This is a genomic window from Mucilaginibacter yixingensis, from assembly GCF_041080815.1.
Taxonomy (GTDB): domain Bacteria; phylum Bacteroidota; class Bacteroidia; order Sphingobacteriales; family Sphingobacteriaceae; genus Mucilaginibacter; species Mucilaginibacter yixingensis.
This window is the reverse complement of record NZ_CP160205.1, coordinates 3569392-3583768: the sequence shown is the minus strand read 5'-3', so window position 1 is coordinate 3583768 and position 14377 is coordinate 3569392. Positions and strand designations below refer to the sequence as shown.

General features: G+C 44.8%; 16 protein-coding genes. 10 read left to right on the top strand and 6 right to left on the bottom strand.

All coding sequences use genetic code 11. The annotated features are described in order from the left end of the window. Positions 1 to 7: 7 nt before the first annotated feature. Entirely contained in the window at positions 8 to 1912 is a 1905-nt protein-coding gene (locus ABZR88_RS14470; RefSeq protein WP_107826649.1) for a hypothetical protein, read from the bottom strand. A gap of 240 nt (positions 1913 to 2152) precedes the next feature. Here ABZR88_RS14470 and ABZR88_RS14465 point away from each other — a divergent pair, with 240 nt between their 5' ends. The 5 genes from ABZR88_RS14465 (at position 2153) to prmA (ending at position 5991) form a co-directional block, all read left to right on the top strand. Then, positions 2153 to 2401 (top strand): type B 50S ribosomal protein L31, encoded by a 249-nt coding sequence (locus tag ABZR88_RS14465; protein ID WP_107826650.1) that lies wholly within the window; start codon positions 2153 to 2155, stop codon positions 2399 to 2401. Positions 2402 to 2466: 65 nt separating this feature from the next. Next, a complete protein-coding gene (locus ABZR88_RS14460) occupies positions 2467 to 3633 on the top strand; it encodes a putative sugar nucleotidyl transferase (RefSeq protein ID WP_107826651.1) in 1167 nt (388 codons plus the stop codon). A gap of 109 nt (positions 3634 to 3742) precedes the next feature. Next, complete coding sequence (gene tpiA, locus ABZR88_RS14455) at positions 3743 to 4507, top strand: triose-phosphate isomerase (RefSeq protein ID WP_107826652.1); 765 nt, start codon at positions 3743 to 3745, stop codon at positions 4505 to 4507. Positions 4508 to 4618: 111 nt separating this feature from the next. Then, positions 4619 to 5110 (top strand): hypothetical protein, encoded by a 492-nt coding sequence (locus tag ABZR88_RS14450; RefSeq protein ID WP_107826653.1) that lies wholly within the window; start codon positions 4619 to 4621, stop codon positions 5108 to 5110. Between the two features lie 44 nt (positions 5111 to 5154). Beyond that, positions 5155 to 5991 (top strand): 50S ribosomal protein L11 methyltransferase, encoded by an 837-nt coding sequence (gene prmA / locus ABZR88_RS14445; protein ID WP_107826654.1) that lies wholly within the window; start codon positions 5155 to 5157, stop codon positions 5989 to 5991. A gap of 183 nt (positions 5992 to 6174) precedes the next feature. Here the strand turns inward: prmA and ABZR88_RS14440 are convergent, their stop codons facing one another. Continuing rightward, positions 6175 to 6816, bottom strand: coding sequence for an NAD(P)-dependent oxidoreductase (locus ABZR88_RS14440; protein WP_211309736.1), 642 nt, complete (start codon positions 6814 to 6816; stop codon positions 6175 to 6177). Between the two features lie 60 nt (positions 6817 to 6876). Then, a complete protein-coding gene (locus ABZR88_RS14435; RefSeq protein ID WP_170113520.1) occupies positions 6877 to 7284 on the bottom strand; it encodes an Rrf2 family transcriptional regulator in 408 nt (135 codons plus the stop codon). 259 nt (positions 7285 to 7543) lie between these two features. Between ABZR88_RS14435 and ABZR88_RS14430 the strand changes: the two genes are divergently transcribed. The 3 genes from ABZR88_RS14430 (at position 7544) to ABZR88_RS14420 (ending at position 10447) form a co-directional block, all read left to right on the top strand. Beyond that, positions 7544 to 8392, top strand: coding sequence for a universal stress protein (locus ABZR88_RS14430; protein WP_107826657.1), 849 nt, complete (start codon positions 7544 to 7546; stop codon positions 8390 to 8392). A 270-nt stretch (positions 8393 to 8662) separates the two neighbouring features. Further along, positions 8663 to 10021 carry a UDP-N-acetylmuramate--L-alanine ligase gene (gene murC / locus ABZR88_RS14425; RefSeq protein WP_107826658.1) on the top strand — a complete coding sequence of 453 codons (1359 nt, stop codon included), beginning with the start codon at positions 8663 to 8665 and terminating at the stop codon, positions 10019 to 10021. An 84-nt stretch (positions 10022 to 10105) separates the two neighbouring features. Continuing rightward, positions 10106 to 10447: a helix-turn-helix domain-containing protein gene (locus ABZR88_RS14420; protein WP_107826659.1), complete on the top strand. Its 342-nt coding sequence runs from the start codon at positions 10106 to 10108 to the stop codon at positions 10445 to 10447. A 39-nt stretch (positions 10448 to 10486) separates the two neighbouring features. Here the strand turns inward: ABZR88_RS14420 and ABZR88_RS14415 are convergent, their stop codons facing one another. From ABZR88_RS14415 to scpB, 3 genes are all read right to left on the bottom strand, one after another. Further along, positions 10487 to 11605, bottom strand: a complete 1119-nt coding sequence (locus ABZR88_RS14415) for an N-acetyltransferase (protein WP_107826660.1) — start codon at positions 11603 to 11605, stop codon at positions 10487 to 10489. Positions 11606 to 11722: 117 nt separating this feature from the next. Then, positions 11723 to 11920 carry a hypothetical protein gene (locus tag ABZR88_RS14410; RefSeq protein ID WP_107826661.1) on the bottom strand — a complete coding sequence of 66 codons (198 nt, stop codon included), beginning with the start codon at positions 11918 to 11920 and terminating at the stop codon, positions 11723 to 11725. A gap of 117 nt (positions 11921 to 12037) precedes the next feature. Continuing rightward, positions 12038 to 12598 (bottom strand): SMC-Scp complex subunit ScpB, encoded by a 561-nt coding sequence (gene scpB / locus ABZR88_RS14405; protein WP_107826662.1) that lies wholly within the window; start codon positions 12596 to 12598, stop codon positions 12038 to 12040. Between the two features lie 134 nt (positions 12599 to 12732). On the opposite strand from scpB, the gene ABZR88_RS14400 reads away from it, so the two are divergent. Then, positions 12733 to 13422, top strand: coding sequence for a ferritin-like domain-containing protein (locus ABZR88_RS14400; RefSeq protein ID WP_107826663.1), 690 nt, complete (start codon positions 12733 to 12735; stop codon positions 13420 to 13422). A gap of 11 nt (positions 13423 to 13433) precedes the next feature. Then, on the top strand, positions 13434 to 14276 hold the full coding sequence (locus tag ABZR88_RS14395; protein WP_107826664.1) for a ferritin-like domain-containing protein: 843 nt from the start codon (positions 13434 to 13436) through the stop codon (positions 14274 to 14276). Positions 14277 to 14377: the final 101 nt, after the last annotated feature.

Here is a 14377-nt window from a genome sequence, read left to right as displayed (position 1 = left end):
TGAAGACCTAGAGTTTCTTCAGCACAATGGGTTCGTCCAATGCCTGGAACATTTTTCTGTAAAAATCATGCAGGGCGGTATATTCTGATGCGTTATAACGAGAGCGACCGTGAATAATGGTGTAATGAATAGTTAAAATATGGTTGTCAACAGAAGCCAATCTTTTAAAAATAATGCTGTTATCAAATAACTTCATCTGTATGTTTTCGGGCATGGCATCTACATTGTAGCCTGCCGGTAGTTGGTATCTGCTGTTAATATTGTCAGACGTACACGCCTTAAAATCAATATCTGCAAGCCTGGTCGCATTGGTAAAAGGATTGCCGTTAATTATAGATAAATAATTGGTTTTTAAATAGATAAATCCGCCGTCTGTTGTTTGTTGCTTACTTAGTTTGAATTTCTGAATAAGGGGAAGCGAATCAGTCTCTATATTTTCTATGGTAAGGTCGGTAAGTTTCAGGCTTTTATCGTCGCCTTTAAGTTTATTGATATAGTCTTCACTGTTTAACTTGTCATGCGCTTCATGAAAATAGGCTTTGTTATAAGTATAACTGTTTAACGTGCCTGTTGCGGTCATTCTGCCGTCAGGCGCAATTACTGCTTCTGTTGCTATAGTTTCTATAGCGGGCTCATCAGTTTTAAGCAATACAGCTTGATAGTCTGTTCCCTGACTGCTTTTTTTATTGCCTGGACAGAGTATGCCATAGGTGTTAAGCAGCGATAGGGGGATTTCTGTATAAGTATTGTATTTGTTGCTGGCGTCTAAAACGTACTGACGGGTGCTATCAGCACCCACGCTAATAACAACTTTATCAATATGGTGTCTTTCCGGATTGGTGGGGTCAATATAGCCATTGTCTGGTGTACACACGAACATGATGTGGGCAACTATGCCCACTTTGCGGAGCAGATTGTACAAAGCCAGATTGATCTCGGTAGCATTCCCTATCCGATTGTTCCAGGCAGACCGCACGCCTTTATCTGTTTGCCAGTAATCGTTGCCATTCCACTTGATTTGTGTTTTGACGGTGTCAAATATCGCGGCTATCTTTTGTTCTGCCGATGCAAATTTTTTTACAGAATCTATGAAGCGAGATGTACCGGGTACATTTGCATGCCTCTGGTTGAAAAAATCAGCGTCTGTAAAAAGGTCAGACGCTACATCATGCCATGGCGCGCTATCGCCTGCAGATTTTTCCGCATCGTTGTACTTCAAACTAATATATTGCAACCCGCTGTTTTGCCAGTCTGTAAATGGTTCAACGCTTACCGAATGTACGTTGGCTTTGACCCATGTATGCACCACCAGGCTATCGCCATTAATTTTAGGAATGATAGTTCGTGTATCTTTGGTATAGGTAGAATCGCCTTTTTTTACAACAGAAAAGACCGATCTGGCCGGCAGCAGCGTGCTAAACTTGCTGACGGCCTGGGGTAAATTGTTTTGAAAGAACCATGTGGGGACGTAAAAGTATGACGAGCTCCAATGGTATTGATATTCAAGTATACAACCGGCGCTAACGTTAGGGAACGCAAAAATGAGTTCTTTGTTTACTTTATCAACACTGTTTTTAAAGATCTGTGCCGGCTCCACCCGTGTAATAACAGCGTGGTTGTTCTCCCATTTAACGGTTTGGGCAACCAGGTTGGTAATTTGCTCAAAACCTTCGTGATAGGGGATCCTGATATTAGGTATCTGGGGATCATACTGAGCAAATAGTTTGATTTTTTTATACCTGGTCATGATGATAGAATCAGACGCGTGGCCAACAATGCCTTCATCAACAAGCACCATAGCCTTTGCTTCTTTTTCAAAGGGGCATTCTTTGAGCAATAAAGCAGCAGTATCAACTTTATTTATGGTGGATAAGTGTTGTGCAAAAGATGTATTAGCCTTAATAGTTGCCATAAGCAAGATAAACAGGCAGCACAGGGGTAGAGTTCTCAATGTGTAAGATATGGTTAAATGCATGCAAATATAAAAAGTGGGATGACATTGGGGGCGCGGAGTGAGCGATAGAAAAGAAATCCTGTAAATCCTGAATTAAATCTTTAGAATCCTGGTTTAGATTTTTTTTAATTTTAACTTTTTAATTTTGATTTATTAAACTATCTTTGCCCCTCTTTTGATAAGGAAGTATATAATAAAATGAAAAAAGACCTGCATCCAAAAAGCTATAGATTAGTTGTTTTTAAAGATATGTCTAACGACTATGCTTTCTTGACTAAATCATGCATCGAAACCCGCGAATCAGTTAAATGGGAAGACGGTAATGAATACCCGTTGGTGAAACTGGAGATCTCTCACACTTCTCACCCTTTCTACACTGGTAAGATGAAACTGGTAGATACTGCCGGTCGTATCGATAAATTCCGTACTCGTTACAACAAAAAGTAATTATTGCTTTTTAAAATATTTGAAAGTCTCCCACCACAATCGGGGGACTTTTTTATTTTTGCCGCATGGCTGTCATCCTTTTTGACGATAATACTTATCAGCAACTGCTCCCATTAACATTTACCCGCCCGCTGGCTAACCTGCGTGTAGGTATCCTCACCATTGCCGAGAAATGGGTCAAACACCTGTCACAAGATTTTTCGTACCACACACGCAATTACTTACAGGGCAAGTTCCCTATTCATATTACTGCCGATAACCTGTTTATCAACGGCGCTGTTTGTCCGGATGATAGTTTGCTGGACGATATCAGCAAGTTGCCGCTGGGGCATGCCTTGCGTTATCAGGGTCAGTTGGTGGCCGTTCGCCTGGGCGAGGCTGATGCCAAAAGCTTTGACCATGCCGCTGCATATACCGCTACCGAGGTGAGCCGACTGCCGGTCATCATTCGTTATCCTGAATATATCTTCCGTTTTAACGATATCGAGCTGCGAAAAGATTTTAACCTGCTTACCAAAGGGCGGGAGAGTGCGCAGATCAGCAGCACTAACACCATCATCGGCACAGACTTTTTTGCCGAAGAGGGTGCCATTGCCGATTGCTCAAACTTTAACACAACGCGCGGACCGATCTATCTGGCCGCCAATAGTGAGGTTTGGGAAGGCGTGAGCATTCGCGGTGCGTTTGCCTTATGCGAGCACTCGTCGGTAAAAATGGGGGCCAAGATCTACGGAGCTACTACTATCGGTCCATACAGTCGTGTAGGTGGCGAGATCAATAACTCGGTAGTTTGGGGCTATTCTAACAAGGGCCACGATGGTTATCTGGGTAACGCCGTATTGGGCGAGTGGTGCAACATGGGTGCCGATAGCAATAATTCGAACCTGAAAAATAATTACGGCGAAGTAAAGCTGTGGGATTATACCAATAAGCACCTGCGCAAAACCGGTTTGCAGTTCTGCGGATTGATTATGGCCGATCATTCAAAATGTGGCATCAATACCATGTTCAATACCGGCACCGTTGTAGGTGTAGGCTGTAACGTTTTCGGCGGCGGTTTCCCGCCAAACTTCGTTCCGGATTTTAGCTGGGGTGGTGCAGAAGGGCTGGAAGAATACCGTCTGGATAAAATGCTGGAAACCACGGCCCGCGTATTCGAACGTCGAGACGGCAGAGATTTTGACGAGAACGAGCAGGGGATACTACAGGCAGTGTATGAATTAACGCGTTAGTGAGTGATTGATTGAGTTGATTAAGTGAGTAGTTAACCCAATCAACACATGCTGAATAAAAACTCAATCAACTAATCAACATAATAAACTCAATCAACTTATAAATAAAATGAGAAAGAAAATAGTAGCCGGAAACTGGAAGATGAACATGGATTATAACGAGGGTTTATCCTTGTTCTCTGAGGTGGTTAACATGGTTAACGATGAGGCGACCGGCAATCAGCAGGCAGTAGTTTGCAGTCCGTTTATACACCTGCACAGCCTGGTGCAAATGGCAAAAGGTTATACCAAAGTATCAATAGGTGCGCAGAACGCCCACCAGGAAGAAAAGGGCGCTTACACCGGCGAGATCTCTGCCAAGATGATCCGTTCTACCGGTGCCGAATATGTAATTCTGGGCCACTCAGAGCGTCGCCAGTATTTTGGCGAGAGCAACGAACTGCTGGCTAAAAAAACAGATACCGCATTGGCTAACGGCCTGAAACCAATCTTCTGTATTGGCGAAACGCTGGACGAGCGCAATAACGGTACTTATTTCGATGTAATTAAAACTCAACTGGCAGAAGGCTTGTTCCACTTGGACGAGCAGCATTTCGGCCAGACGGTGATTGCTTATGAGCCTGTTTGGGCCATTGGTACCGGCGTTACTGCAACGTCTGATCAGGCGCAGGAGATTCACGCTTTTATCCGTAAGGAGATTGCCGCTAAATACGGCGAGCAGGTTGCTGATGCTACTACCATTTTGTACGGTGGCAGCTGTAACCCTAAAAACGCAGCCGAACTGTTTGCTCAGCCTGATATTGATGGCGGCCTGATTGGCGGTGCGTCATTAAAATCACGCGACTTTACAGATATTGTTAAGACGTTTAATTAATCCGTCAGTGAATAGTGAGTGGTGAGTTGTGAGTAGTTAGAAAGTCCGAAAGTTACTAAAGTTAACTTCCGGACTTTCCGACTTTTCTGACTTCCGGACTTTCTAATAGCTATGAAAAAACTGATCATGGTGATATTGCCGCCGGTGGTGGTGTTTTTGCTGATCGATGCGATTATCAAATACGCCGTACATTACCGTTACCCCGAGGCTGGCATCTCCACCATTGGCGATGGCACCACTAATGGGCTAATCACTTACTATCAGACTTTCAAGCCTGTTATCTTTATCATAGCGCTGCTTACGCAGGCCACCATTGCCCTGTCTATGTGGAAAAGGATAGTGGCTCGCCCGGGGGCGGCTTTCGCGCGTATCTTGGGACTGATACTGCTTTGTGCAGTACTGGCTATTGGCTTAAGCTATGTGATCTGGGACCGGGCAACCGGCACGGGGCGCTTTATCCATATTTGCTGGTTTATGGCTGCGGTGCAAACCGGCTACTGGCTGATAGATTTTGCTTTACTGAGGCTGATAGATTATAAATCGTTTGCCCCCCGGCCCCCTGAAGCGGGAGAGCATGGGCATACGGAGGCATCTCAATCTTAATTACCAAACGCCAATCTCATATCTCACGTCTCAAATCTTTAACAATGAACTACACCGAACTTATATTCACCATTAATAACGCCGTAGGCTATGAGCGCGATTTGCTGATAGATGCCCTGGGGGGTATTGACTTTGATACTTTTGAAGAAACCGAACTGGGTTTTAAAGCTTATATTCCACAAGCCAGCTTTGATGAAGCTGCGCTGGAAGAAGCATTATCAGCCTACCGGGAGATGTTTGATTTTAGCTATGAGCGCAACCTGATCCCGCAGAAAAACTGGAACCAGGAGTGGGAAAGCAATTTTGAGCCGATACAAATTAGCGATCAGGTTTGGGTGCGCGCCACTTTCCATGAAGCCCGTCCTGATTTTCCGTATGAGATTGTGATCGACCCAAAGATGGCTTTTGGTACCGGTCACCACCAAACCACGGCCATGATGATGGAGCTGATGCTGGCGGCCGATTTTAAAGGCAAAAAGGTGCTGGATATGGGCTGCGGTACCGGCATCCTGGCCATATTGGCCGAAAAGCTGGGTGCGACGGATTTGATGGCGATTGACTATGACCCGGTTTGTTACGAAAGCACGATAGAGAATGCTGCCCTGAATAACGCCAATCATACTAAAGCCCTCTGCGGATCAAAAGATGTGATCCCTAATGAGCAGTACGATATCATTCTGGCCAACATCAACCGCAATATTTTGATAGACCAGATGGACCGCTACGCTGAGGTATTAAAACCAGGGGGCGAGATCTATTTCAGTGGCTTCTACGAAGAGCCAGACCTGCAGATCATCAAAGATGAGGCGGGTAAATACGGCCTGAAATATATCACCCATCTGAAGAACAAAGAATGGGTGGCGGCAAGGTTTAACCTTTGATCTCAAATAAATAATTTCGGAATTCGGATGTTCAATTTCGGATTTGATTGAAGGAATCACAGCGTACGCAAAGATTATCACAGTGGTCGTAGAGTTTTAATCTCCGTGACCTCTGTGAATTTACTCTGTTATCCTCGTGGTCAATAAAAATCCGAAATTGAACATCCGAACTCCAAAATAGAATTAATAAGCCACCGTAAATCTTTTCTTCACAAACTGACCTTTTTCTGTTTCATCAATCAGGGCTACGGCCAAATCTTCTACAGAAATTTCGCTTTCTTTTTTATCGTTAAAAACCGGGTTTTCGGTGCCTATGCGGTAGTTGCCGGTGCGGGTACCCGGGTGCAGGTTAATGGCCGGACTCAGGAAGGTCCAGTCCAGCCCGGTTTCTTTACGTAGAGTGTTCAGATAATCACGCGCGGCGGTAGCGCCTTCTTTCCATTGGGCCGGAAATTCCGGAGTATCTACCAGCGGTACGCCTGGCGCAATTTCCAGACTGCCCGCGCCGCCAATAACCAGCAAACGCTTTACACCAGCTTGTTTGGTGGCTTGTTGTATACTTTCGCTGCCTTTAATAAAATCGGCATATAGGTTTGGATTGCCCCAACCGGCGTTAAACGTGCTGATCACGGCGTCTTGACCTTTTAGCAATTCGGCTAATTCATCAACGTTGTTAACATCTGCGGACTTAACGGTCAAGTTGGCGTTTTGCACGGTTACCTTAGTTGGGTTGCGCAAAATAGCAGTTACCTGATGGCCTCTGCTCAGTGCTTCATTTAATACTGGGGTGCCGGTATAGCCGGCACCAATTACTGCAATTTTCATAATGATGATATGGATTGTTATATTGTAATAAAATATGTTACAGTTTTGTTCAAAAAAAATTCAATCAAACTTCCCGCTGAATTTTTCGAGCGTAATGGTGGTTAGTTTTTTTATAATAGCGCCGTCAATATCATTGTATACCTCGGCAATGCGGTCGTTAATTTGTCGGCCTACAGGGCAGTCTGGGTTCGGTTCGTTTTTAGATTGTCCCAAAACGGCTGTGGGTTTTACTGTAGCGTAAATATCGGCCAGGGTAATCTGGCCTGCTGGTTTGCCCAGTGCATAACCGCCGCCTTTGCCTTCTTTGCTTTCAATAAAGCCGAACTTGCGCAGATTGCTAATCTCTTTACGTACCAGCGCCGGGTTGGTGTTCAGGCTGCCCGCAATATAGTCTGACGATATCAGCTCGCCCTCTGCATGATGCAGCAGGGTAAGGATGTGTACGGCTATTTGAAATCGGGCGTTCATAATCTGTAATAAAAATAATTACAGTACAAAGGTGCAAAATGTTTTGAAGGATGCAAGAGGAGAGGGCGATTTGTTGAAGTTGGATGACACAATTAGGTTTACAACACGGTAAAACCAAACACAAAATCAAAAATTTACGTTAAATTATTAGTAACTTTAATGATGTTATTGCCCTGACAATAGCCCAACCAGTTATAGCTACTTTTGTATTGACTATTTGATCGTATTAGTCAAATGTTGATTTAACCTAACAAATGCTATGAAGACCTATCTTGTACCTGTCGACTTTTCGGAAGCCGGCTTTAACGCCGCCGAATTTGCTGCCGACCTGAGTCATCAAACCAATGTAGAAGACATTATTTTGATGAACGCCTACTATATCTCGCCCTATGAAACGCTGTTTCCAGACCCCAATATGATGATGCTGCGCGAAGAAGAGATTGAAGCCAACGCCGCCGAGCGTATAGCTAATCTTGAGACCCTAAAAAAACGATTGAGCAGCAGAGTGCGAGAGGGTGTACGGTTGCATGTAAAGTTAAACCGCAGTCACCTGTTGCGGGCGGTGGTAGACAGGGTATTACATGATAATATAGACCTGGTGATTATTGGCACCAAAGGCAATAGCAGCGGTGAAGACGAGGGTATTGGTAGCCACGTCATCAAGATATCTAAAGCGTGCCCGGTACCGGTGCTGGTGGTGCCTCCCTGCTATCGTTATGAAAAGATGGAAAGTGCCGTTATAGCCTGTGATTTTAAAAAGGTGACCGATAGCATGCCTTCTGAACTACTGCATAAATTGTTAGGGAAACAACCCATCAAACTAGCCGTAGTACACGTAGATCCTACAGATCGCCACAAAAATGCCGATCCCGAACTGCTGGCCGAAGAAAGTGCCTTGCACGGCATGCTTAAAGTTTATCATCCTAAATACCACTACATCAACTCAGAAAATGTGATAAAAGGGATATTGGATTTTGCCGCCCTTAACCATTCGCAGGTGGTTATTGCGTTGCCGCACCGTTATAGCTTTTTACAGTCTATCCTGCATAGCAGTATCTCCACTCAGCTGGCGTCGAGCGCTTCGATCCCGGTGTTGTTGTTGAAGTAAACCCCTGCCAATCCTTCCCGAAAGGGAGGACTTGAAATATATTTGTAGAGCCACATAATTGTGGCTCTTTTTGTGTAGACCAATTCTATCGTCACGTCATTGCGAGGAACGAAGCAATCTCTGTACGAGCATGTCCGAATGGCATCAGCAGAGATTGCTTCGTTCCTGGCAATGATGCAGTTTTAAATCCCTTCATTAAGCCTTCATGCTTTAGGACGCATAGGTGTCAATTTTTTTTGTTTATTTGCGCCATTTATCTGTCAATTATAAATGAAGGTACACTTTATAGCCGTAGGTGGCAGCGCTATGCATAACCTGGCTATTGCACTACATAATAAAGGTTTTGAGGTTACTGGGTCTGATGATGTGCTGTTTGAGCCTTCGCGCTCGCGCTTGGCCAAGTATGGCATTTTGCCTGAGCAGGATGGCTGGTATCCCGAAAAGATTACTGCCCATCTGGACGCCGTAATTTTAGGCATGCATGCCCGTATTGATAATCCTGAACTGCTGAAAGCACAGGAGCTGGGCCTGAAGATCTACTCTTATCCTGAATACATCTACGAGCAATCTAAAGATAAACTGCGTGTGGTAATTGGCGGTAGCCATGGTAAAACCACCATTACCTCCATCATTCTGCATGTATTGCAGGTGGTAGGCAAAGACTTTGACTACCTGGTTGGCGCACAACTGGCTGGTTTTGAAACGATGGTGAAGCTGACCAACGAGGCGCCTGTTATTGTAATAGAGGGCGATGAGTACCTGGCTTCGCCGATTGACAGGAGGCCGAAGTTTCATTTGTACCAGGCCAACATCGGTGTTATTAGCGGTATTGCGTGGGATCATATCAATGTGTTCCCTACGTTTGACAGCTATGTAGAGCAGTTCAGAATCTTTGTGCAGACCATCCGCCCGCAAGGTAAACTGGTGTGGTGCGAGCAGGACGAAGTGCTGCGCGATGTAGTGGCTCAGGATCAATCAGGTGTAGAAAAGATAGGTTATGACCTGCCAGATCACCGTATAGAAAACGGTGTGACGGTGATTAACTATAATGGCCATGAGTATCCGTTAGCGGTATTTGGTCAGCATAATTTATTGAATATAGAGGCCGCCCGCAATGTTTGCGAGCAGTTGGGTATTACTGCATCCGATTTTTATCAGGCAGTAACCACCTTTAAAGGCGCGGCCCGCAGATTGGAATTGCTTGGCAAAAACGATCATGCCGCCGTTTATAAAGATTTTGCCCATTCGCCATCAAAACTGAGCGCTACTATACAGGCCGTAAAAGCACAGTTCCCGGAACGGAAGCTGGTGGCTTGTATTGAGCTGCACACGTTTAGCAGCTTGAATAAAGATTTTTTAAGTCAGTATGCGGGCACCATGGATGAGGCCGATGAGCCTATTGTATTCATCCATCACAAAACTTTTGAGCAAAAAAAGATGGAACCTTATGATGCAGATGCTGTAAAAGCAGCTTTTGTAAATAAAGGGTTGCAGTTTTTTGATGATCCTGCACATTTGTTAGTATATTTAAAGGAACAGAGCTGGCGGGACAAAAATTTACTGATGATGAGCTCTGGCAATTTTGGCGGGTTAGACTTAAATGTACTTTCTGCTGAAATAATCAACTAAACCGATTATTAATTAATTTTTTTGAAAATAAAAAATTAATCGTAACTTTATTAACTATTGAGAAACCTTTATCCTTAATTAATTATGAAATCCTTAGGAAAAAAAATCAGGCTGCTGCGCCATCAAAAGGGGTGGAGCCAGGAAGACGTTGCCAAGCGTTTGGACATCTCTATCCCGGCTTTCTCAAAAATTGAGACCGGCATTACTGATATCAACCTCTCCCGCCTCGAACAAATCTCAACTCTTTTTGAAATGTCTGTAGTTCAGTTGCTTACGTTTAACGAGACTGAACAGGATCAGAAGTATCAGAATGAACTGGACACCGTTAACAAGAAATTGATGGATCGGGAAACTGAAGTAATCGATCTGCAGAAAAAAGTGATCGAACTGTTTGAAGAACTTAGACAGAGCAAAGTTACCGCCTAAAATATTAATGCCCGGTGCAAAGTGCACCGGGCATTTTTTTTAGAAGATACAGCGCATTGTTAGGTGCTTTTTGCCAAAAGTGGCGCCTGTAGCCTCATGTATGGCTATCATCTTATCGTTAAAATCGCCCACCCACGATAGTTCCAGCTCATCATACTGATTGAGCGGCAATACATATTCTTTAAGTTTAATGAATATGGCCGACTCCAGTCCGTGTTTCTGAAATTTTTGCTTGGTGCCCATCACAATGGCGCGCATGCGCGATACGCCTTTCCATTTACGATACAAAAACTTGAGCTTTCCAATCAAATCCAGCTTGCCATTAAGCGGTTTAAGCATTTGGTTGGCATCAGGCAAGATAATGATGAACGATGCAGGCTCATCATTTACATAAGCAAACCAGATCAGCTTCTCGTCCATAATGGCTTTCATCTTTTGGAAACTCTCCAGAATGGTGGCTTTGGTAATGGGTACAAAGTTTTCAAAGTCTTGCCAGGCATCGTTATAGATCTCCATAAAGTCGGCGGCAAACTGTTCTATCTCCTTTATTTTTAAATGCTTAAAGGTATAGCCCGGCTTTTGAGCTACCCAGTTGGCAATCTTGGTGAAACGCTCCGGGAACGGTTTGTGTACACTCAGGTGATTGGTAATCTGCTCGTATTGGGTTTTAAATCCATACTTTTCAAAGAAAGCTTTGTAGTATGGTTGGTTATAAGCCATGCCGTATGAGGGGGGGGTAAACCCCTCCACCAGCAATCCCCAAAAGCTATCGTTCTCACCAAAGTTAATGGGGCCGTCCATGGCTTTCATGCCGCGTTCGGTTAACCATTGCTTGGCGGTATCAAACAGTTTAAAAGCGGCAGCCTCGTTATCAATACATTCAAAAAAGCCCATGCCGCCGGTTGGCTGCTCGTAGTTGTAGGCCTTTAAATCGTTAATAAAAGCGGCTACACGGCCAATTACCCTGCCGTCTGTGTCTTTAAGTATCCAGCGGGTACACTGGCCATGGCTGTGGAAGTTGTTGCGTTTAGGATCAAAAACGGCCTCTACTTCATTATCCAGCGGGCATACCCAGTTCGGGTCGTTTTTGTAGATCATGCGGGCCACATCCAGAAAGGCCTGGCGGTCGGCTTTGCTTTTTACTTCGGTTACAGTCATTGGCTTTTTAGGTAGTGGCGCTGCGTGCAGAGAGGTAGCAGCAAATTGTCAGGTCATAAAAAAAGCATCCGGGAGCATACTCCGGGATGCTTTGAGATCATCTCTGATATATCTTAATTAAAAATCGTCGTCAAAATCATCCTCGTCGTCGTCGTCGTCAAAGTTTTTATATTCCACGTCGTCTAAAGGCATGTCTTCAAAATCATCATCATCATCGTCTGCATACTTCTTTTTTGAAGTGCTTTCTGCGGCGTCGTCTTGGTCGTATTCGCTGCTTTTTTCGGTGTTCTTTAGCGGTTTTTTGGGCGTTTCCATAAGCAATCGGTTTAAAACTTACTTAAGATTAAATTTACTATAATTCTTTTGTTCAATCAACAGTTACTGTCTCCCAAAAATAACTAAAATCGTTTTTCAGCGAAAAAAATTAAAAATTTATTCCTGCTGTTCGCCTATGCTTACGGCGTCATTTGCAAGCTCCTTAACCTGAGGTAATTCGGCAATGCTGTTGATGCCAAAGTAGTCCATAAACAGCTGACTGGTGGAGTAAAGCAAGGGCCGGCCAACAGCGTCTGACTTGCCCGAAATGATGATCAGCTCCTTTTCCAGCAGCTTTTGCAGCGAGTAATCGCTGTTTACGCCACGTATCTGCTCAATGTCTAATTTGGTTACCGGCTGCTTATAAGCCACTATGGCCAGAGTTTCCATAGCCGCCTGGCTCAGTTTCTTTTTTGATTGCTGAATCTGAAACTGGTTGATGATGCCATGATATTCTTTCTTGGTCAGAAACTGGTAGCCGCTACCGGTTTTTACCAGCTCAATGGCCAGCGTAGGGGCGGCATATTTTTGTTTAATGCTCTCGATGGCAGTGTTTACATCTCCCTCGTTAAAATCTTCCTGAAAGGCTGCCTGCAGGCAGTATAAAATCTCTTCTGTACGTATGCTTTGTTCTGATGCAAAAATCAGCGCTTCTACATGCTGTTCTATATTCTCCATGTGTACGTTAAAACTTAATGGGGTATTCTTTATTGGGGTACTCTATTTTAAGGTAAGATATTTTACCTAAGGTTAAAACCGCCGAGTCGTAAAAGCAGTAAATATAGGCAAACAACCATTAAATACCATTACTTATGAAAACATCAACACTACAGGAAACTGGCAAGCCAGACCTGAGCCGGCGTTCGTTTTTACGTTATGCCGGTGTGGGGGCCGTTGCGGCAACAGGCGTTATGGCGCTCTCCGCCTGCCACAAGCATCATAATGATAACAATGGTGCTTATGATATCGGTTCGGGTGATCCGGCTATTCTCAACTATGCCTACGCCCTTGAACAATTGGAGGCCGCATTTTACATCCAGGTGATGGCATCACCATATGGGGGCATGACGGCTATTGAAACAGCATTTCTAACCGACATCCGTGACCATGAGGTGGCCCACCGCGAGTTTTTTAAGGCCGCACTAAAAGATGGTGCGCTACCTGCATTGACGCCAGATTTTAGTATGATAGATTTTAGCAGCAGGGCTAAAGTGCTGGGTGTCGCACAGGCTTTTGAAGATCTTGGCGTGGCGGCCTACAACGGTGCCGGCTACCTTATTCAAAACAGCGACTATCTTACCATTGCCGGTAAAATTGTGTCGGTTGAAGCTCGTCACGCTTCGCTGATCAGAAACCTGTTGAACTTTGGCACTTTTGGCGAGGGCAGCGTAATAGATGCCAACGGCAGCGACAAGCAGCAATCTATTGCACAGGTGCTACCGGTGGCCAACACCTATCTAAAAACAAAAGTGAGTGCAGGTAACTACAATTATATACCTTAAAAAACATCGCCATGAACTTATTTAACTTACTTGAAGATATTGAAAACGCTGATCCGGAGTTTCAGGACAGGATCAGTCCGCGCCGTGACGCGATAAAAAATATGGCCGGTTTCGGCACCAAAGTGGCCGTGGCCGCATTGCCATTTGCTTTGAGTTCATTGCTCAAAAAGGCTTATGCGCAAAGCGTACCGGCAGGCGTAACGGCAGCATTAACTTATGCATTGAAGCTGGAGTATTTTGAAGCAGCATTTTATCGTACCGCACTGGCTGCTCCCAATTTGATAACAGCATCAGAAAAAACACTGATTACCGCTATCGGCGCGCACGAAAGTGAGCACGTTACTTTTTTGCGTACCGCGTTAAATGTAACCACACCTGCCCCTGCTGATACCAGTTATGATTTTACCGCAAAAGGCACCTTCCCGACGGTAATGACCAATTACGAAACCTTTTTGGCCGTAGCCCAGGCTATTGAAGATACCGGAGTGCGCGCCTATAAAGGACAGGCCGGCGCGTTAATTGGCCAGCAGGTTTATTTAACCGCGGCGCTCAATATTCACTCCGTAGAAGCTCGTCATGCGGCCGCTATCCGGTACCTGCGCAGGCTGAATCATGGTGCAAGTACCACTAAGCCATGGATAACCGGCACAACCTCATCAGGCAATGATACAGGCATCAGCGCTGCTGATGGTAACTACGCCGGCGAGAATAATACCATACAGGGCGGCATAGATATTACTAAACTGCCGGGCGTTAGTGGCAACATCTCATTCACCGCTGCTATTGAAGCTTTTGATGAGCCGCTTACTATGCAGCAGGTACTGACGCTGGTAACGCCTTTTGGCGTGTCGTAACCTCATCCCCATTTCTCTTGAAAAGGGTAGGGAGAGCGGGACTTTAAAAGAGAAGCGCTTCTGTTTTGCAGAAGCGCTTCTCTTTTGCTGCAATATTTTAA